Below are 20570 nucleotides of genomic sequence, written 5' to 3'. Positions count from 1 at the left end.
AACCAAACGATTATGAAAGAGAACAACAAACAGGAACTTTCCTACTTTCGGTTGAAATTAAGAAGTTATATGAGTGAGCATCACCCCGAAAGATTGCACGACACGGAGTTTATCACCACACGGGCAGACATGGCTCTCACTGCTTACTGCGATGCCGTGGCACAAGGTTTTTCGCACCCCGAAGCAGAGAGCATAGCAAGTGAGGTATTGTATCAAGGTTTGCATTTTTCCAAGTATGATACGCTTGTATCCGTGTTGGAAAACGAGTTTGAGAGGGAACTGCCTGCACCACTCCCTGAGAAGCTTGCACCCATATTGTTGTCGAACAAGGCTGTTCAAGCCACATTCGACAAGTTCGGTTTGACGGACACATTTGCCGCAAGCGGACAATACGACCGTCTTTACACCGAACTCACAGGCACGATAGTGCTGCTCATCGAGAGCAACAACCTACCAACAATCAGACTGACAGAGGAAGCAAGCCCGAAGGCGTTGTAAGCAAAGGCGCACGCAAAGTCCCTGATGCCGTTTCTTATCGTGCAAAGGTACAACGGCAGCCTGTCTGCCCTGACAAGGTCAAGTCCTGCGGATGGAGAGAAGAATCTCCACCGCAGGATTTTTCTTTTTCAAGGTGGTATTGCCATTTTCAATAGCCATGCGGTTGTATTCATCTCTCCCAACCTTGCAGGGCAGGGCTGCCGTAGAGAGTATAGGCACGACAAGAATACGGCATACTCAGGCTCTTTGGACGCAAGGCGTAACAACCAACAACAGATAGGACTGACGATAATACGGACAATCTGTTGTTTGTACAATTTGTTGTCATGACTATCTGTTGTCAAAACTATATATCGTCAAAATAATCTATCGATAAAACTATCTATCGATAGTTCTACATATCGATTTGTCGAACTATCGAACTGTCGAGAGAATAATTGCTATGTGATAAAAGGAAAGAACCGGCACCTCTTCTCATTACCGCAATCATACCATTCTTATACAGAACATAAGAGTTTTTCTGCGGCGACTCCAAATCTGATGGGGAAAGCTACCAGCCTTTGCGCTTAAAGATTAGGAGCTTTCTATGAAAAGCTTATAAGCAATCTATAAAAAGCTTATAAGTAATCTGACAAAAGCTTATAAGTAATTTACAAAAAGCTTAAGAGCTTTTTAATGAAAGCTTAGGAGCTTTTCTGACTGATAGACTAACTTCTCTTCTCTTCCTTCTATTTCCCTGCTTTTCCTCATTTCTTGCAGCGGTGCTTCCGAGGGTTTACTTTTGCACTCAATAAGTACGGCAATGGACTGCATATTAGTTCGTTTGCCGAGTAACAATAAAGTAATCAAAACAAAATCAAGGAAATGAAACTCATTATCATCGACCGCAAAGCGTGGGAGCGGCACAGCTCCGACTTTGCAGACTTTATTCATCGTATCGAACAACTCATCGGCAATCCGCCCGAAAAGGACGATTGGCTCGACAACGAAGCCGTATGTCGCAGACTCGGCATCAGCAAACGTACCCTGCAATCTTATCGGGATACAGGCAGAATACCCTTTTCCATCATTGGGCATAAATGTTATTACAAGGAGAGTGACATCACAAATTTACTGAACGCAAACAATGAATGAATTATGTCGGAGAATGAAATCATTACACAGCAAGACCCTCAAATGCAGATGTTTGCACAACTGATGGAGGGTACTTTGAAGAAACTGGAGCGTTATTGTTCTACAGCCCGACCGATGTTAGGCGGAGAGGTTTACCTCACTGGCGAGGAGGTTTGCAGTCTGTTACGTCTGAGTACCCGCACACTTCAGGACTATCGGGACAGCGGAACGATAGCCTACTGCAAAATCGGAGGCAAGATACTTTACAGGCAAAGCGACATACAAGCTATGCTCGAAAGACATTATAACGCAATACCCAAGAAATTATGGCAAGAATAGATGAACAAAGGAAACAACGTCTGGAACAAGCCCTTCGAGATATGGGCAATTATGGCGTTAAGCTCCGCAAGCCCGAAGAGTTGCCCGATTTTGACCAGCCGATAGATTATGAAGAGGAAAAGAAAAGATTTGAGCCTGTTAAAGTTGAGGAACAAAATGACAAGGAGAGCCACAAGGACTATTCTCAACCGTCCTATCAAGAAACAGAGTTGTCACCAACGGAAAGGGCTACTTCTATCGAAGAGAATTATCAACGAATGGGAAAAACAAAGGACAGGAAGCAATTATCCGAGTTTCAGGGGAAATATCTCCAGCCCTTTCGCAACAGCCACCGCAAAGCCGTGTATGTATCAGAGGAAACTCAACGAAAGTTGGACTTCGTGGTGAGGAAAATCGGTGAGCAGGGAGCAAGCGTTTCTGGATATGTGGAGCAGGTGCTTCGAGAACATCTCGACCAATACAAAGATGATGTGGAAAGATGGCGGAAACTCTGAAGTACTGCATTCCTCGAATGCAAGCCTACGCTGAGTTACTGTATTCAGTGAATGCAGTAACACGGCATGGGCTTATAATCCCATTTTCTACATCAGCAAGGTGTGTCTTTGTACCACAAATTGCCATTTGTACCACAAAGACCCTTGCCCCGAAGGGGGGATTAAATCACTCCAAAGTCGTGATTAGAAAAACAAAAATAAGAGAATATGGCAAGCGATAAATCAAGGAAAAGAGTAGTGAAAAAGCAGTGAGTTTAACCATTGACTATCGAGAGAGATAAGGAATGTGTGATGGGATTATATTCCCCCAAGCATTTTTTGCAGCAGATTGCCCGATGTTCGAGTTATCTGGAAATCTACCGTCTGGTTTTCCACAGATTTTATCTCAGTTACCTTGAAACGGCAAAGGGCTTCCTGACGCTCCAATGTGTCACGGACGGAAGAAAGGTCCTGTATCTGCCCGGCAAACGTTCTATAGGGAGATTGCAGATAAATCATTTGTCCGTTTACATTGTCGGGGCGTTTATTCTCGAACTTTAATAAGATGGTTATATCTGTGCTGTCCGCTGGTGTTGCGGTTGTTGCTCCGTGTACGGTAGCCGTTCCCAAATACACTTGTTTATAAGGCAGGAAATAGGCTACGGCTAACAGAAAAAGCAAAATAGCTCCTATGGCAGTAATACCATAACGAACGAGAGATGAGGGTATCTGCCCCACGATGCTGCGTACTTTTTCGCTGCGGAGCTCAAAACTCCGTTCCTGTTTATTTTCCTGTTTTTCCATATCAGTTACCCAATTCTAATTGGTTTTTCACTAAGGCAAAGTATTTGCCACGTTTGGACGTGAGTTCTTCGTGTGTACCCACTTCTGTGATTTTGCCCTCGTCAAGCACTACTATCTGGTCGGCATTGCGGACGGTGGAAAGACGGTGTGCCACCACGACAACGGTTTTTCCCTTGTAGAACTCCGAAAGGTTTTCAGTAATGGCTCGTTCATTGTTGGCATCTAGGGCATTGGTGGCTTCGTCCAAGAAGACGAACATCGGATTCTTATAGACTACCCTTGCAATCAAAATGCGTTGCCGTTGCCCCTGACTGATACCTTGTCCGTCTTGTCCAATCATTGTGTTGTAAGCCAAAGGAAGGGCTTCGATGTAGTCTGCGATGTTTGCTACACGGGCAGCATGACGAATACGTTCGATGTCGGGTTCATCGTCAGATATTGCGATGTTTCTCGCAATGGTATCGGAGAAGAGATATCCCTCCTGCATCACTGCACCGCATTGGCTTCGCCACCAGCCGAGGTTGTATTCACTCAAATTGGCATTGCCTATCTGAATACTTCCGTTTAATGGCTCATAGAATCCCAAAAGGAGTTTTACGAGCGTTGTCTTTCCGCTTCCACTCGCTCCCACGATTGCCGTTACCTTGCCGTTGGGAATAGAGAGATTGATGTCGGAGAGAATATCTTTCGGACTGTAGATATCATATTTGAAGAATAGGTCTTTTATCGTGAGGGAATGTCCTTCGGTGGTCTTGTCCGTATAGGCGGTATGTGTCCGTTCGACATTTTCCTCGTTGGTCTCGGTGTGGATTTCGTTCATGCGGTCAAGGCTGATGCTTACGTCTTGCCATGAGTAGATAAACTGGATGAGTTGTTCCACAGGGCTGTTGAGCTGTCCGATGATGTACTGTACCGCCAGCATCATACCGAGTGTCATATTTCCGTGTATTACGGCTGTGGCTGCAAGTACGGTAATGAGGATGTTCTTCACCTCATTGATGGTGATGCTTCCTGCCTGTTGCACTTGTTGCAGATTGAGCGATTGCAGATTGACCTTAAACAGGTCGGCTTGTACGTCCTCCCATTCCCAACGTTTGCGCTGCTCGCATCCTTGCAGCTTGATTTCCTGCATACCTCCTATGAGTTGGTAGGTTACATTACGGTTGCGCCCTGCCTGCTCAAAGTATTTGTAGTCCAACTGTCTACGCTTTTTGAGAAAGAGTATTATCCAGCTTGCGTAAAGCGATGTCCCAAACAAGAAGACAAGGAAGATGCCGAGATTATAGACAGCAAGAACGACACCGAAGATCAGAAATGTGAAGAAAGAGAAAAGCAGACTTAGACTGCTTGAGGTAAGAAACTGCTCAACACGGCGATGGTCTTCAATGCGTTGCAAAAGGTCGCCCATCAGCTTGGTATCGAAGAACTTCATCGGTAGTTTCATCAGCTTGATGAAGAAGTCTGAGATGAGCGAGATGTTGATACGGGTGGAGATGTGCAGGAGTATCTTTGAGCGGATAAAGTCAATGGCGGTACGGCTAAAGAGGAGCATCATCTCAGCCAGCAGCACCAGCCACACAAAGCCGACATCCTTTCCCCCTATACCTGTATCTACAATAGCTTGGGTGAGGAACGGGAAGACAAGTTGCAGGAGTGAGCCGAGTAACAAACCGAGAATGAGTTGCGTAAAAAAACGCTTGTATTTCTTGAGATAGCTCCAGAGGAATTTCACTCGCCTTTGAGTCGGCACTGCTTTCGTATCGTTTTGAGCATAGAATTGTTCCGTCGGCTCGAGGAGCAGTACAATACCTTTTTCTTCACCGTTTGTCTTGGTACTAACCCAATGCTCGCAGAATTCCTCCTTGGTATAGGTAACAAGTCCCTTGCCCGGATCTGCTACATATACGGTATATTTTCCTTTATTGTGCTTTTTTATCTTATAGACAACGACAAAATGGTTCTGATTCCAGTGTATAATACAAGGCATCGGATCCTCTTGGTATAGCATTTCAAAACTCAAACGTCCTCCAATGGTCTTGAAACCGAGGTTTTCTGCAGCCTTGCTGATACCAAGAAGAGAAACACCTTCTTTGCCTAAGGAACAGATTTTCCGCAATTGCTCCTTATCAGCTTGCTGTCCATAATGTTTGGCTATCATCGCCAAACAGGAAGGACCGCAATCCATAGCATCTCGCTGTCGTTTTATTGCAAAACTCATTATTAAAATCAAAAATTATTATTATTTCTCTCCTTTAATGACGGATGATTCACTGCTTGTGTTGCTGTTTATGCGTTTTGAAGCCTCCTTGTATTTTTTACCATACGATAGGTTCAGCGTAAGGTTTAAACGTATAAGATTTCTTGTTTCATCAAGATATTCATAGCGTTTGTAAGGAGCCACGCTTGAATAGTTTTCTTGTGCGGAAATATGCTTCAAAGAAAACAGATTCAGCACATCGGCAGAAAGGCTGAGTTTATTTGTCTGATAGCCAAACGACAACATGTGGCCGTCTTCATACCGATAAAGCGTTTCTCCCCAAAACCTGTCCTGCACATTCTTGCGAAACTGCCATCTCATAGTGAATTGTTTATAGTAAACAGAAACCTGACCCCCATAGTAGGGTATTGTTTTGCGGTGAGTGTATTGGTTGCCATTGCTTTTATAAAATTTTAAGCCGGTATAAACTTTGAACGACAGCAGATTGCCAAAAGGCTGCCCTCCATATTCAAATTCCGCATTATAGTTCTGAAAATTCTTGTGATTTTCCATGGTTCTGACCACCTTTTCATTATCCAGATATGTGCATTCCATGATTGGCGACTTTGAATATGTTTCATTCAAGTAGAGAGCCAATGCTGTTTTTGTGAATTTATAATTGAATACCAACGCATTATAGAAATCAATCTGCGGCTTGAGATTAGGATTACCTCGCTGTATCTGTATAAAATCTATATCCTGTGAATAGTCAGAAATAGCCGAAAGTGTAGGCATTATATTAGAGACCGACCCCTGATAACGAAGTTCGATTTTTGGAGAAACGGTATAACGGACGAATAGCATCGGACGAATCGTAAAGGTGCTTTGTTTTTGTTCTCCCACATGCATCCATCGCTGGTTCAGTCCAATGCCCACTCGGCAATAAAGTTCGCTCCATGCCTTTCCCCATTGTGCATAAGAATAAAGGTTGGTCTGGCGTTGGCCTGTGTGATGCTTCTGTGTCATATCGTTTCGGACTGAATTGTAGTCGCTTTTGGTAAACTGCTGGTTGAAGTTTGCTCCAATGGTCAAAGTTCCCCAATTCTGCCTGTTCTCGTATAATTGCGACAGCGCATAGCCTTTTTGAATCTCACGGACATTACTGCAGAATTGGTTGGATTCACTTTCGTTGTCTGCCTCCTGATACAGACGGTTGTATTTCCCTTTGTTGTATTGACCAGAGAGATTCATTACATATAGTTGATTTTCTCCTATGGGCAACTGTATATATAGTTGCGAATAAGGATTTGTGGCCGATGATTTCGCATTGTCGTATAAGTTGAGTGCTGTCCCTTTATAGTGTAAATCACTGTTCCACTCTTTATACGGTGCATTTTGGATGGCTGTCCCCAGTGAAAAGTTAATTATTTTCTTGTTCTCCTGATAGTTGTAATTGAAATGTACGTTGTGATTGTCGTATCTGTATCGTCCAGGATGCCCCAGTTCGGTTCTCGAAAAGTTCTCATTTTGCAGATTAAAGTCCTCTTCATATTCCCTGCTGAGGTGTTTCCAATTGCGGTATGCCATATTGTAGTCTAATGAAAACTGGCTGTTCCAGCGGTTGAATTTCAAGGAAATGTAGTCCTCTCCGAAACTCGTTAAAAGCCCCTGCCACAAAGAAAGGTAAACCCTTGCGCCAACTTGGTCGTTTTTGGTAATAAAATCCAAGACCACGTCTGCATTGCCATACCGTGCTTCCGGCGTGTCGTGGTATTCTACGCGCTGTATAATTTCCGGGGAAAGTGCAGCAATTTCAACGGCTGATACCTCCCTTCCGTTAAGCAATGTCTTAACGCTTCCGCCACCGTTCAGTGTCAGGCTTTTTGTTAGTGGGTCAACATTAATCCTCGACAGGTTCATCTTGTCAAGCATAACCATAGCGTCAGGACTGTTTCTTTGAAATTCATTGGGGAAAATTCTCTTGCTTCCATTTTGAAAACTTATGCTGCTTCCCACAACGGTAACTTCGTCCAACGTAGTAAGACTGTCTTTAAGGAACATTGTCCCAATGTTCAGATCCTTTGTTATGCGGTCTATCTTTATTGTGTCAGTAGTATATCCGACATGTGATGCAACCACATAATAAAAATTGTTTTTTGCGAGATTTGAGAATGAAAACATTCCTTTCTGTGTTTGTACGGCAGAGACAACCGTATGGCTTTTGGTGTACAGCTCTACATTGGATTCAAGGGTGTCACCATTCTCGATGAGGACTTTTCCAATAATAGAATACTGCGCATTTATGTTGCTAAATGTGCAAACCATGAACGCGAACAAAAATAGTCTTTGCATATAGATTATATTAAAATTTCAGATAGAAGGTGTTTTAATCCTCAGTTTATCCAAATGTAAACAAATACATTTTTCTATTACTCCGTTATCTTTGTAGAGTGAGCAAATGTCAAAATTCCCATTGTCAAACATATTCTTGATTCGATAAAAGGCGCATCCTCCCATGCAAATAGGTATAAATTCGCAATCCTTACATTTTTCATCTTCAAAACAATTGGCTGATAATACATATTTTCGTATTAAATCTTTGTTTTTGAAGTCTTGATCGTTAATATAACCAATTATTTTCTTGCTATCTCCAAGTTCATTCCAACATTTATATAACTCTCCTAAAGGACCAATTAAAAAGGAGTTTAGATGAGTTGCCGAACACCCTTTACCTTGTAAAACAGGATAGAAATTGACGGCTTCTGTTAATCCATAAAACAAATCTCGAACGTCATCGTGTAATAAAGATTGACATCCCATACATTTGTTTACAGTGTCTTCTATTCGTAATATGCCTGGATATATTGTTATATTTGGATAAGAACTCCATTTTTCAAGCAACTCATTTCTGATATTCTCAAAATCTCCAACATTATCCTTGTCAAGATTAACGCGAACAGAAATTTGCGTACTAGGCATGCTTTTCAAAATACAGTCAATATTTCTAACTATTTTATCAAAAGTTCCCAACCCACTTTTTTTTAGTTTTCTCAAATTATCGTGACGTGGTTTATTGCCATCTAATGTGATTTGAATTGAGTTAAGTGGATATTTGGAAAAAAGAGAAAGCATCTTTTCATTTATCAAATATCCGTTTGTAACAAGGAAATGATGAGATATTTTAATATTTGGTATCTCGATACTAATTCTATTCAGAATTTTTTCTATAATATCTATTGCCATTAACGGCTCTCCCCCATACCATGTAATATATAGATATTCAAGATGTTTGTAACGTTTTATAAAAAGAATTATATTTTCAATTACGGCATCAGACATTCTTATGGGTCTTTTGTTCTCTTCAAAACAATAAGGACAATTAAAGTTACAATCGCTTGTTGGTGCTATTGTTAAAAGTAGTTTTTGATGGGAGAAAACTTCCATAAAATAATCCATCTTTATTTTACGGTAATAATTGGTTTCTTCTTCAACAGTGGTAATGATATTGACTGTTTTCAATTTTTGGAAAATCTTCTCTGGAATACGGCTTATTGAAGAAGGATTTTTTTTACATTCGCAGACCGAGTCATAAATTTTACGACTCACTTTATGTAGAGAATTGTTGTTTGACAAATAAAAATAAGCTTTTTCATCTGATGATAAAAAAGGAATGCAATACTTAGAAATAATAAAATCACTCATATTTAAGAATATATAAAAAGCCATATCAAATCAACAGGACTAAATCCAACTAATTCGATATGGCTAATAAAGATTATCCAAATTGTAATTGTCTTATTGTTGAATGTGCACTATTACTATTTGCAGACCCACAAGTGCAATCAGAAGGAGCTGCAATCTTGTTACTGTTTGCTGATCCACAAGTACAATCGTTACTACCGTGTTCTGTTTGTTCCGTATTGCTATTTCCCGAGCCACAATTGCAATCATTCATGTTGTTAGAAAGACCTCCATGCAACATTCCCATTAAGTTAGAATCTAAATTTTCAATTCCATCAATAATGGTGATAAAATCATTTTCTATCATAGATAGTAGTGTTTATATAATTCTACTCATGTCGCTTTTCGAATCCGCGTCCTTTATTTCATACAGTTTCCCGAGTTATTCGGTAGGAATTACTGCATTGCAGATAACTGCAACTTCCAAGCTAATAGCTTGTGTTTTTTATTTTTTCTAAATGCAAGTTATTCTTTAATTCTTATTCCGTTCTCTTTTGTTTTTTACAAACTCCTTGCAAGGGACTTCATAAATACAGAGGCTAACTATCATACAGATAGAAGCACTGTTCCATACGAGAACCTTCCACTTTCCGGTACAAGAAGAAGTATCTTGTTTCCACGTTTAATTTCTTTTGTCCTTATGAGTTCTTCCAATCCGACATAAATGGCAGCCGAACCGATGTTGCCTACAGAAGTAAGGTTTGTAAACCACTTCTCTTTTGTCAGAGCAATGTTACGAGCAGCAATTTCGTCATTTAATTTCTCATAGAAAAACATTGATGATACATGAGGTATAATATAGTCTATCTCTTCTGCTTTTACATGATGTTTGGCAAGTACGGTTTCGATATGGTCTACCCAGTACTTGATGATGTATTTCTTTAGCTGCCGAATGTCCTGTTTGCCAACAAGCACGGCACGTTCCTTAATCTCATTAGGAGAGAACTCCTTCCAACTTTTGAGCCGCCCATCTTCTTGCAACTCTGATGCCATGAACATACAGGTAGGTAGTTCGTTGGCATAGGAAGTCATATCGACCCATTCGATTTTGAGAGGACATATTCCTTCGGGATGATCTTGCACCAATACCGCTCCTGCACCATCAGAAAGCATAAATCGCATAAAATCCTTCTCAAAAGCCATATAAGGGTCTTTGTCAGGATTGTCATGTGTAGCTTCATACTCCGGGTCATAAAATTTGGATACCAATGCAGGTGAAGTTAATTCTGATGCCACGCATACAGCTTTTTGATGCAGTCCTGCAAGAATATTGCTATAGCATATTTTCAATGCCTGCAATGAGGTAAGGCATACACCTGCAGAGGAAAATATTTCCATAGGATAGTTGGCTAATTCTCCATGAACCATAGACGCATGGGAAGGAAGCAATTGATCGGGTGTGCTTGTCCCACAAGCCAAAAGGGTCAAGTCGTCAGGAATATTTCCATTTTCAAACAGCCCACATACGGCTTCTTTTGCCAATTCTGCATTCGAGTGTGTTAGGCTTTGATTTTTGTCCAACCCGTAATATCTCGTTTTGATGCCATTTTGTCTAAGGACAATGGAACGAACCCTTGACGGATTTCCACCAATTTTTCCGATATAGTCTTCCATATCCTCATTGGCGATGGGAGAATTAGGAAGATATGCCGATACGCTATTGATATATGCTGCTTTTTCCATAGGAATATTATTTGGTTATTAAATAGTATATTGTGTATATTTGCTCTTTCAATTCGGAAATAGAAAGTTGGCTGCTCAATGCACTTCTGTATGACAATCCAAGATATATATTTCTAATGGAAGATATAATCTTTTCTGTTTCCACAGTTTGAGTAATCTCTCCTTTCTGTTTGGCAAGCTCTATCACCTCTTTCCACTCAAGGCTCTTTCTTTTCTCGTATTCTTGAAATTTCTCTTTCCAATCCGGATAGTTGTCTTTCAGATACAAGATAAATGACATGAAATTGGCAGGAGTGACTGTGCCTTTTGTCATTATAAAAAATGATTTCATACGGCGACCGATGTTTTCTACACGATTATCAATGAAGTCCTTTAATGGTGTAGAGCTTGTAAGTTCAAGAAAGTCTGTAGCATCATTTGTCAAGAATTCAAATACAAACCTATCAACGGCATGATTGAATATATCCTCCTTATTCTTGAAGTGATGGAACATATTGCCACGAGAAATGCCAGTAGCTTCCACTAAATCCGAAAATGATACTGCTGCATAACCTTTTTTCAGAAACAGCCTGAACGATTCATTAAGGATAATGTCCCTTTTGCTTATGCTTTCTTTATCTATTTGTTTTTCCATTATTTCATTATACTAGAATTAGAACAGAACGTTTGTTCTGTGTTTATAAGTGCAATATTATGCAAATTATTTCAATCTGCCAAATTTTTCGGAGGATTTTTCTCCAAAAAGTTTCATTTTTCTTATTTTGCAATGCAAAAGAGTTGATTCTGGGTATTTTTTGCAGGCTTAATAATTAGGCTGAAAATCCCGTCAAATTCCTCCCATTAGACTTTGTATGTGATTATTTTTTAGGTGTGTTTCCTATTTATTTCCGTAAAAGCACACTGTTTTCATCAGAAAAGCATTATCTTTGCACAATCAATTTAAGTGTTCTTTGAGGCATTGCAGAATAAAGAAGGAGAAAGAAACTCGCTCGTTTCCAAGTCGTAACCCATTTATCCATTATTCATTCTTATTTTATTGGTTATCTGAAAGATACAAATATCTTGAATCTTTTGCGGGCGTAGTCTGTTGCAATCAGCATCTTTGCCCTTTCCTCGCTCTCACTCAGAGGTGCTCGTCCCAAAAGCGTGGCATCGCCACTCTTGGCAAACTCCATCAGCTTTCCGATAAAGACTTCCTGTTCGGGCGTGGGTGGTATGTTGTGTAGTATCTCGTTCTTCTCCGGACGGTCAATACCGATGTCCTTGGCAGTGCGAAAATCGCATATCTCCGCATAGAAGGCGGCAAGTTCGGGCACTTTGATGAACGTCCTAAACCGCTCTTTCTGAATGATGTCGTTTGTGATGGAGAACTCGTAGTCGGTAGATTTCTTGGCAAAGACGGCTGCCCATGCGTCAAAGCTGTTGATACCCTGCTTCTCCAAAGCCTGCGGACGGAGGTATTTGAAGAGCAAATACAATTCTGTCAGACTGTTGGAAATAGTCGTTCCCGAAAGGAAAGTGGCTCCCAAATCCTTGCCGGACCTCTCTTGTATGGTACGAATGGCAAAGAGCATGTTTAAGGCACGCTGTGAGCCATCAGGATTGCCCAAGCCCGACACCCTGTCATGGCGGGTGTTGAACATCAGGTTCTTGAATTGGTGGCTCTCATCGACAAAGAGGTGGTCAATACCCATCATCTTGAAGTCCACGGCATCGTCCTTACGCTCAGCGATGCTGTCCTGTATGTTCTGCAGCTTTGCTTCCAGTGTCTGCTTGCGTTTTTCCAGTCCTTTGAGCATCCCACGGGAGATGTCTCTTCCTTGTTGTCGCAACACTTCGAGATTCTCTTCCACGGAATCCAGTTCCTTTTGCATAATCGCTTCCTGTATCTCCAAGGCCTGCGGTATCATGCCGAACTGCTCGTGCGTGAGGATGATGCAGTCCCAATCGTTGTTCTTGATATCGTTGAAGATACGTTGTCTGTTCTGCTTATTAAAATCGTTCTTACCTGGATAGAGTACCTTAGCATTAGGATAAGCTTTCCTAAAGGTATCGGCAATATCGAAGACGTTTGCCTTTAGTCCGATAATCATCGGCTTGTTTGAGAGTCCCAATCGCTTCATCTCGTAGGCAGCCGTACACATGATGAGTGTCTTTCCCGCTCCCACCTCGTGATCGCAGATGCCGCCACCGTTGGTTTTGAGCATCCACACGGCATCCTTCTGACTCTTGTAGAGGTCTGCAATACCCAATCGTCTGAGGTCAAGGTCGGGAAACGTCTGGTGCGTGCCGTCAAAGTTGGGTCGCACAAAACAGTTGAAAAGACGATTATAACGGTCAGAGAGTTGTTGCTTGAACGTGTCAGGTGTACGTCCGAGCCAATCAACAAAGCCCTGCCTGATTTCCTCAATCTTGGCATTTGCCATCTGTATGGCATGTCCGTCCCTTACTTTGATAGTTTTCGTCTCTCCCGTAACCTTGTCCGTCATCTCCTTGCTCTTGTTGATGTCGGGAATGGTATTGTGTAGGGCATGCTTTAAGAGATTGATACCGTCATAGCGGCGGAACTCACCCTGTACGGCATACTTGTGCCAGATATTGGCATTCTTTCGGTCGCAGACAATGGAATACTCGTCCATGTTGGAATGGTAGGATACGCCAATATCCGTCCCGAAGAACTCCGAGGCGAACCTGCCATAGACTTTGGCAGGTATCCAGCGTTCACCGAGATTAAAGTCAAGGTCTGCAAATGGAATGGGTGTTGGCGTGGCTGCACGCAAGGCAGCAAGGCTCTGCTTTGCCTCTTCGTGGTCGGGATGGTCCAAGAGCCACGACTCGATACGCTCCGCCTTTTCTATTACATTGCCCGAAATGAACTTGTCCGCCACTTCGTAGGCATTCTCTTCGGGATTGTAATAGATGCGACCTTCCAAGGAAGAAATGATGTCGCTTTCCTCCATATCAGGTAAAAGCGAACTCATATAGTCAAGTTCCACCGTACCGTACTTGTTGAGCGATGCACCCAATGCCTCCATCGGGTCTGCGGCAACGGTCAGTTCCGTGGTAGAAAATGCCGTTGGATGGTCGAAGATGTCCGCCTTGATGTACCTGCCGTTTTCGGAGCGTTCCAAGAAGAGCATTTCCACGCCTGTAGCATCCATCTTGATGATGTCGGTGTTCGCCTTCTGGTTAAAGTAGCCCCAGCGTGCAACATAGTCATCATACAGGTGGTTGAGCCTGCTGCGGTCTTCCCTGTCTTCTGCATGGTTCTCTGCCTCGTAGTCATAGAGACGATGATAGCACTCCCGTATCTCGATATAGCTTTTTAGACGGGAAAGCTGCGCATACGGCAAGTCCATCGGGTTAAAGGTGGGATGTCGCTTCAGATCAGAAAGAAACCCCACCTGCCCTTTCTGCACGACAATGGAGCCGTCCCTCAGGTGAGAGTCCGGCGAAGAGAGAAAAGGGCGTGGGGAAGCGTCAAACTCCTTTCTGACTTCCGCTATCGGTTTTGGCTTGCGCTCCTCGTCTTCGTTCATGAAGTCGAAAAGGGATGGCTCACGTGAAGAGGAAGAAGCTGCTTTCCTGCTACTACGGGTACGCCGTTGAGGAGAGGTTACTGACTTTTGTATCTTGGACTCCGATGGTTTCTGGGGAGCAGTTTGTGTTACAGGACGGTGCGCCTGTGAAGTTCCTGAATTATCCTTGATTTCATTGTTCACACGGCTGACCTCTCTTGTCCAAAGGCTGTATTCTTCCGGGGCAAACAGTGACAGCTGCTCCGGTTGTCCGATGTCTTCCATATTATTGTCCACCACTGGATGATGATCGTCGTCAAAGAACACCGTCTGTCCGTTCATCTCTCTTGGGGCTTCAATATCCGTACGGATTTCCGACCTTTCCTGTTCGTATTGTCGGTGAAGTGTCAAGGCGGGTACACCTTCGGGTGCAGGTTCAACGTTTATGGATGGTTGCTCTGACACAGATTGCTGTGGTACAGACTCCGATGATGGTGGTTGCAATGGAGTAGTCTCTCCATTGGAAACGGTATTTTCTGTTGCCTGTGCCTTGGTAATGGTAAAATCGTCCGGTTCTATGACTTGCCCGACATTAATTTCTGTTTCAGTTTCCAACTCTTCCTTGGATATCTTGATTCCAGAAGTACCGTTCACAGTCTTCTTAACCGTGTCTTCTGTATTTGTTACCGCTTCTTCCTTGATTTCCTCTGCCACCACTTCTTCTTTGGTATATTGTTCCCTGACGATTTCTTCCAACTCGGCTATCTCGTGCAATTTCTTAGGAGAGAAATACAGGTCGCGTTCAATCCCCAGTCCTCTTACCTTCACGCCTTCCATCTCATCAAGGGACATATTGCCAAGTTCCCAGCCATAGCCCATCGTGACGGCACCAAAACCAATGCGGCTCTTGGGGTCATATTCCAGAAGGTAGGCTGTGTATGCTCCCATAGGGAAGAAATAGCGTGCGTAGGCAACCTTATCGCCTATGAGTTCCTTTTCCGTGCTGTAAAGTTTTGGCAACTGTTTCCTGATACTGTCGGGCATGAGGTTATGGGCGTCAGTATCGTCTTCCTCCTTTGTTTCCAGCATTTGCGGTTTTCCTTCCGCCTGCACGGAAACTCCTAATTTTTGCAGCATTTCATCAACCCTCACCTGCCATTCTTCCTCTGTCATCGGTATACCGGTCTGATATAGCTTACGGTCGATACGTTGTCCCATTTCAAGGGAGATTCGTGTTCGGAGACTTTCTGCCATTTCCTCAATCCCTCCCGTGAATCGATACTCCCATGCAGGTCTTCCGTAAGGGTCTGTACCCATTATGCGCTCTGTGGCAATGGTGCGATGAGAAATGTCCTTCCATTCTCCTACAAAAAGAGAGTTATGCTTGAAGACGACAGAAGAGCCTTCTTCCTTGGGAACAGAAACGGTTTCTACGAACTGCTGTTCGATGCCCTTGCTGATTTCTTTACCTGTCTGCTTCTGCAGGACGATGAGGTCACTGCCTACGTCCGTTCCTGCATTGTCTGAAAACATACCCGATGGCAGTCGGAGAGCGGAGATAAGGCGGCTGTTCTGCATGAGATAACGACGTATGGCTTCATTGCGAGGACTGTCCAAAACACCCTGTGAAGTGATGAATGCCAGTAAGCCACCTTCCTTGATGCAGTCCAGACCTTTCACGAAGAAGTAATTGTGAATGGCACGTGTGGACTCACGCTTGAGAGCGTCCTTGCCTTTGCTGTATTCTCGGTCATAAACCATGAAATCACCAAAGGGAATGTTACTTGTTACAAGGTCATACTTGTCCTTGTCTTCTAACTCTCCAATGGCTTCAAAAGGCTCATTCCGGACGAAAATGTTACCTTTGCCATAAGGGTGCAGGGCTTGGCTGATACGAGCAGTGAGCAGGTCCTTTTCCATTGCATCTACAACTCCAGCCTGCCTTGCAAAGGTTTCGGCAAAGGCACCCATGCCAGCCGAAGGATCCAAACATCGACGTATGGGTACATTTACAGAAGTGAGAGCATCGGCAATGGCGGTGACGATACGGGTATCGGTATAGAAGGAGGTCAGTACACTTGCCTTGATGCTCTCCCAATACCGCTTGGCGGTATTGGCATCTAAGGCTTCACGATAAATCATCTGCTTGAGCTGTTGGGTAGGTTCAAAGAGATTCTGCTCAGACTTGCTCCAATAGCGTATGTCGTCGGGGGTGTCCGTGCGATTAAGCACGCATTTCAAGCCACCGAAGCCCTGATAGTTCCGTAAGATACTTTTCTCAGCTTCGGTGGCTTCGCGGCGTTCTTTTTCTAATCGCAAGACCACACGGATGGCTTCCGTGTTGGCTTGCAGGACTTCTTTCTTATTGTATGCCATAGTGTTTTCTTTTAATAAAGTGGAGGTAAAAAGGTCGGGAGGCAATACTTGTATCTCCCAACCTATATCTGTAATTCTCCGTTTCTGTCGGGATTATCTCCCTCGTTGTTTTCCTTTCTTATTTTCAAATACAAAGGATGTGGTATATTCTTCATTCAGCACCAGACGGGCGTTGAACTTCTTACCGGCCTTGCTGGTCAAGCCATTGAGGACGGGTGTTCGTCCTGTGGTTATCAAGTCCCGGATATTGTCCTCGAAGAGCAGCGTGCCGCAGACTTCGCGGAAAACATGGAAGTTGCAGTCCTTGTTTCTGCACTTGGCTACCTTGGCATAGATGCCCACGCTCTCACTGCCGCACTTGGGACAGCGGTAGGTCGGGTAAGACTTCTGTTCAGAAGCAAGCGAGAGCAGTTCCTCGCAGATGGTACTAATATAGGAGTTGATACCTTGTGCAAAACTTTCGGGCGGCATCTGACCTGCCTCGATAGCGGCAAGAGCCAGTTCCCAACTGCCTGTCATCTCCGCATTGGCAATCTTCTTGTCCTTGACAATCTCATAGACTGCCAGCCCTTTCTCGGTAGGTATGATGGCTTTCTTGTCCCTTCGGATATAATCACGGAGGATGAGCGTTTCGATGATATTGGCTCTTGTAGCAGGTGTGCCAATACCGCATTCCGCCATTGCCTTCTTGCTTTCTGCATCCTCCACTTCCTTGCCTGCGTTCTCCATAGCGGAGAGCAGGGTGGCTTCGGTATAGAGCGGTTTCGACTTGGTCTTGTGTTCGGTAATCTCGGCATTGAGAAGTGGTAGGAGTTCACCCTCTGTTAAATTGGGCAATGTGGCAAGTAACTCTTCCTCGTCATCTGATTTGACTTCTTTCTGCACGGCTTTCCAGCCCAAGGAGATTTGTCGGCATGCTTTCCAAGTAAAGGTGTTGGTGCCGTCCGTGAACAGCACCTGCATACGTTCTTCCTCGGAGTCAGGCGAAAAGGCTTCGATAAAACGGGTTACCACCATATTATATAGGATTGCTTCATCCGCCAATAAGCCGGAAGGTGTTTCTCCCGTGGGGATAATAGCGTGGTGGTCGGTTATCTTAGCGTTGTCCACCGAGTGGCGGTTAAGCGGATTGGATAGGGGCTTACCTATCTTGTGGAGCAGGGCGGGTACTTCCTCAAAGACGTCCTCGCTGATATATCTGCTGCCTGTGCGTGGATAGGTTGTGATTTTCTTCTCATAGAGGCTTTGGGCTATCGAGAGGGTCTTGTCTGCAGAAAAGCCGTGGCGTCTGTTGGCATCTTTCTGCAAGGCAGTAAGGTCGTACAAGAGTGGTGGCGGTGTACCAGCCACCTTTCTTACGACCGATTCCACTGTAAGCTGGCTCTGACTGCGAAGTGCAGCGAGAGCAGTCTGTGCCGATGCTTCACTCTCATTGTCTTTACAGCCAACGGCTTTCAGCGACAAGCCCTCTTTTTCTGTGTGAACGGATAATTTCCAATAGGGCACGGAAGAAAAATCACGATTCTCTATGTACCGACGGCAGACCATAGCAAGTGTTGGGGTCTGTACCCGTCCCAAAGAATAGCCTCCCTTGCGGGCGATAGACAATGCACGGCTTGCATTGATACCCACCAACCAGTCGGCTTCGCTTCTTGCCTTGGCGGAATGATAGAGATTGTCGTAACAGTTTCCAGGTTTGAGATTGGAAAGTCCTTCACGGATAGCCTTGTCTGTGAGTGAACTTATCCAAAGGCGGTCGAAAGGCTTTCGACAATTTAGATATTGATAGATATAGCGGAAGATGAGCTCACCCTCACGCCCTGCATCGGTGGCAACGATGATGCGGTCTGCCTTGTCAAAGCAGGAGCGTATCACCTTGAGTTGCTTCAATGCTGCTGGATCTGATACATACTCCTTGTCCTTACGCACTTGTCGTACCACTAACTGAAAGGGATTGGGACGAATGGGTAAGTCCTCACGCTTATAAGCGGAAAAACCATAGGATTCGGGCATGGCAAGGGCGATGAGGTGTCCCATTGCCCAAGTAACGACATAGCCGCAGCCTTCCATATATCCGTCCTGCTTGCTCGTTGCTCCTACGATGCGGGCAATATCTCTGGCTACCGAGGGTTTCTCGGCAATAATACAAGTTGTCATAGTGCTGAATGGTTTTAAGGTTACAATCTACGTCCACGGGACTTCTTCTGCTTGTTCTCGTCCTGCTTTTGCTTCTGCTCGGCAGTAGGTTGTGTCTGTCCCGTTTTGAGAGGCTCTTTCACATCCTTGGTGGCTTCATTCGTCTTGCCGTGGTTATTGACAGCTACCTGTGTTTTGTGTTCTTCGGCTACGGTAACCACTTTTTCTTTGCCGGTTTCCTGCTTCTTGTCAGGATTCCACTTGTAAAAACGTGGGCGGTTCTGCTCCTTGTCCATACGAACGTATGCGTTGAAAGGTTGCCCTTGTTTATCCACCATATTCTTTAGATATAGTGTACGACCGCTATCCAAGGCTTCACGCTGTTTATCTGATAACTCTAAGCCGCAAAGCTTATGTGGGATGCCTTGCTGCTGTGTCTGTTTGTGTTCCTGTCGTTCTCTTAAACTCTTGCTGTCGCCAAAGATAAACTCAATGCCCTTTCGCTCGGCATTAACTTGAAGCGTGGCATCAAAGGACTTACCGCTCTTGGCAGTCATACCTTCCACCTTCACGGCTTTGCCTTCCACGAGGTCTTTGTATTGTACATCAGAGAGCGTAACGCCCTTGATTTCCTTGGGAATGTTCACACGGTCGGCACGCAGGGTTATAATTTCGTTGGTCTGCGGGTCGATGGAGACGTAGGCAGAGAAAGGTTCGCCATTCTTGGGTGTTACTTCAATGGTCTTGCCGAGATTACCCGTAGTGAGGAGTTGCTCCTTTTCTTCGGGAGAGAACTTGTAGCCCATATAGGGAAAGTCAAGCTGTGGTTCTTTTCTCAAAGGATGAATTGCCAAACCGATATTGCCATTATCGTCCGTACGGAACGCAAGGCGGGCTTCGGTGTAGATAGTCGTTTCGCCAAAGGGAACGGCAATCGTCAAGAGGTTGGTCTTCTGCCAGTTAAGCATTTTTTCCAACTCTCCACTCTGTTCCAATCTCTCACGGGACAGTCCAAGGTTGTCGAGCATCTTCCAGTCCACTTTCTCGGGGTCGATGGCAGTGGTATTCTTCTTTTGCGGCAGATAATCCTCAAAGGACACTCCAATCTCTGCCAGCTGCTGCTTGCTTTCGAGCTTCTCACGGCTTTGCAGCATGGTGCGCAGGTTATCCACGCCCTGCTCCACATTGTCTGCCAATACTTTGTACAGTCCAAAATGAGTTGGGTTATTAAACTGTTTGAGGAAGTTGGCCATGAAGTTCTTCAGAAGTCCGTCCTTGCTATTGAACTTCAAGAACGCTGCCTGATTGGCAGCGGCAGCCTCTGTGGTCTTGAGGTTTCCCTTGTCGTCAACACCGGACACGACGGACAGCTTGCCCGCTTCCTGCTCATTTTTTACTTCCGTGCGGTCTTCCAAGACCAGCACGTAATTGTCATTGCTGTTTGATTCCATTGCTTGATAATTTTTATGGTGAATACTTTTATCAAGCAGCTAAATTATAGGTATATGAAGAGATATAAAAGTTTTCGGGAAAAGTGGGAAATAAAAGGAATTTATGTGAAATAACCTGTTGTACTTAGTTTACAGGATAACCTCAAAAATCACTTAGCTAGAATATCGTTTCCATAATAAGAATATTCAATTGCTATTCACAAAAAATAAACTGAAAGTCTGCAAACCGTTTATCTATAGG

General features: G+C 44.0%; 14 protein-coding genes. 4 read left to right on the top strand and 10 right to left on the bottom strand.

What is annotated here, in order from left to right; all coding sequences use genetic code 11:
- The first annotated feature begins 12 nt into the window (after positions 1–12).
- The 4 genes from DYH27_RS04160 (at position 13) to DYH27_RS04145 (ending at position 2444) form a co-directional block, all read left to right on the top strand.
- Entirely contained in the window at positions 13–498 is a 486-nt protein-coding gene (locus tag DYH27_RS04160) for a DUF1896 domain-containing protein (protein WP_006948486.1), read from the top strand.
- Positions 499–1362: 864 nt separating this feature from the next.
- Entirely contained in the window at positions 1363–1632 is a 270-nt protein-coding gene (locus tag DYH27_RS04155) for a helix-turn-helix domain-containing protein (RefSeq protein ID WP_004352884.1), read from the top strand.
- A 3-nt stretch (positions 1633–1635) separates the two neighbouring features.
- Positions 1636–1950 carry a helix-turn-helix domain-containing protein gene (locus tag DYH27_RS04150; RefSeq protein WP_004352880.1) on the top strand — a complete coding sequence of 105 codons (315 nt, stop codon included), beginning with the start codon at positions 1636–1638 and terminating at the stop codon, positions 1948–1950.
- Complete coding sequence (locus DYH27_RS04145) at positions 1938–2444, top strand: DUF3408 domain-containing protein (RefSeq protein ID WP_004352896.1); 507 nt, start codon at positions 1938–1940, stop codon at positions 2442–2444. Before DYH27_RS04150 ends, DYH27_RS04145 begins: the two co-directional genes overlap by 13 nt.
- 297 nt (positions 2445–2741) lie before the next feature.
- Here DYH27_RS04145 and DYH27_RS04135 read toward each other — a convergent pair whose 3' ends face one another.
- The 10 genes from DYH27_RS04135 to DYH27_RS04095 all read right to left on the bottom strand — a co-directional run bounded on the left by DYH27_RS04135 (position 2742) and on the right by DYH27_RS04095 (position 20329).
- A complete protein-coding gene (locus DYH27_RS04135; protein ID WP_004352882.1) occupies positions 2742–3227 on the bottom strand; it encodes a hypothetical protein in 486 nt (161 codons plus the stop codon).
- 1 nt (position 3228) lies between these two features.
- Complete coding sequence (locus tag DYH27_RS04130) at positions 3229–5445, bottom strand: peptidase domain-containing ABC transporter (protein WP_006948484.1); 2217 nt, start codon at positions 5443–5445, stop codon at positions 3229–3231.
- 21 nt (positions 5446–5466) lie between these two features.
- A complete protein-coding gene (locus tag DYH27_RS04125) occupies positions 5467–7776 on the bottom strand; it encodes a TonB-dependent receptor (protein WP_023925220.1) in 2310 nt (769 codons plus the stop codon).
- A gap of 18 nt (positions 7777–7794) precedes the next feature.
- The gene (locus DYH27_RS04120; protein ID WP_018910187.1) at positions 7795–9126 is read right to left on the bottom strand and encodes a radical SAM/SPASM domain-containing protein; all 1332 of its coding nucleotides are present in this window, start codon (positions 9124–9126) and stop codon (positions 7795–7797) included.
- Positions 9127–9199: 73 nt separating this feature from the next.
- On the bottom strand, positions 9200–9472 hold the full coding sequence (locus tag DYH27_RS13365; protein ID WP_023925221.1) for a hypothetical protein: 273 nt from the start codon (positions 9470–9472) through the stop codon (positions 9200–9202).
- 239 nt (positions 9473–9711) lie between these two features.
- Complete coding sequence (locus DYH27_RS04115) at positions 9712–10848, bottom strand: StlD/DarB family beta-ketosynthase (RefSeq protein ID WP_004354729.1); 1137 nt, start codon at positions 10846–10848, stop codon at positions 9712–9714.
- 7 nt (positions 10849–10855) lie between these two features.
- Complete coding sequence (locus DYH27_RS04110) at positions 10856–11482, bottom strand: TetR/AcrR family transcriptional regulator (protein WP_006948478.1); 627 nt, start codon at positions 11480–11482, stop codon at positions 10856–10858.
- Positions 11483–11888: 406 nt separating this feature from the next.
- Positions 11889–16742: a DUF2958 domain-containing protein gene (locus tag DYH27_RS04105; protein WP_025068381.1), complete on the bottom strand. Its 4854-nt coding sequence runs from the start codon at positions 16740–16742 to the stop codon at positions 11889–11891.
- Between the two features lie 93 nt (positions 16743–16835).
- Positions 16836–18899, bottom strand: coding sequence for a type IA DNA topoisomerase (gene topB, locus DYH27_RS04100; protein ID WP_029216649.1), 2064 nt, complete (start codon positions 18897–18899; stop codon positions 16836–16838).
- A gap of 20 nt (positions 18900–18919) precedes the next feature.
- Positions 18920–20329, bottom strand: coding sequence for a DUF4099 domain-containing protein (locus DYH27_RS04095; protein ID WP_025068470.1), 1410 nt, complete (start codon positions 20327–20329; stop codon positions 18920–18922).
- Positions 20330–20570 lie beyond the last annotated feature (241 nt).

The organism is Prevotella denticola, assembly GCF_900454835.1.
Lineage (GTDB): Bacteria > Bacteroidota > Bacteroidia > Bacteroidales > Bacteroidaceae > Prevotella > Prevotella denticola.
This window is presented reverse-complemented; position numbering and strand designations above follow the sequence as displayed.

Coding starts and splice junctions, on each gene's coding strand:
- DYH27_RS04160 (WP_006948486.1), top strand. CDS start 13: ATGAAAGAGAACAACAAACAGGAACTTTCCTACTTTCGGTTGAAATTA.
- DYH27_RS04155 (WP_004352884.1), top strand. CDS start 1,363: ATGAAACTCATTATCATCGACCGCAAAGCGTGGGAGCGGCACAGCTCC.
- DYH27_RS04150 (WP_004352880.1), top strand. CDS start 1,636: ATGTCGGAGAATGAAATCATTACACAGCAAGACCCTCAAATGCAGATG.
- DYH27_RS04145 (WP_004352896.1), top strand. CDS start 1,938: ATGGCAAGAATAGATGAACAAAGGAAACAACGTCTGGAACAAGCCCTT.
- DYH27_RS04135 (WP_004352882.1), bottom strand. CDS start 3,227: ATGGAAAAACAGGAAAATAAACAGGAACGGAGTTTTGAGCTCCGCAGC.
- DYH27_RS04130 (WP_006948484.1), bottom strand. CDS start 5,445: ATGAGTTTTGCAATAAAACGACAGCGAGATGCTATGGATTGCGGTCCT.
- DYH27_RS04125 (WP_023925220.1), bottom strand. CDS start 7,776: ATGCAAAGACTATTTTTGTTCGCGTTCATGGTTTGCACATTTAGCAAC.
- DYH27_RS04120 (WP_018910187.1), bottom strand. CDS start 9,126: ATGAGTGATTTTATTATTTCTAAGTATTGCATTCCTTTTTTATCATCA.
- DYH27_RS13365 (WP_023925221.1), bottom strand. CDS start 9,472: ATGATAGAAAATGATTTTATCACCATTATTGATGGAATTGAAAATTTA.
- DYH27_RS04115 (WP_004354729.1), bottom strand. CDS start 10,848: ATGGAAAAAGCAGCATATATCAATAGCGTATCGGCATATCTTCCTAAT.
- DYH27_RS04110 (WP_006948478.1), bottom strand. CDS start 11,482: ATGGAAAAACAAATAGATAAAGAAAGCATAAGCAAAAGGGACATTATC.
- DYH27_RS04105 (WP_025068381.1), bottom strand. CDS start 16,742: ATGGCATACAATAAGAAAGAAGTCCTGCAAGCCAACACGGAAGCCATC.
- topB (WP_029216649.1), bottom strand. CDS start 18,899: ATGACAACTTGTATTATTGCCGAGAAACCCTCGGTAGCCAGAGATATT.
- DYH27_RS04095 (WP_025068470.1), bottom strand. CDS start 20,329: ATGGAATCAAACAGCAATGACAATTACGTGCTGGTCTTGGAAGACCGC.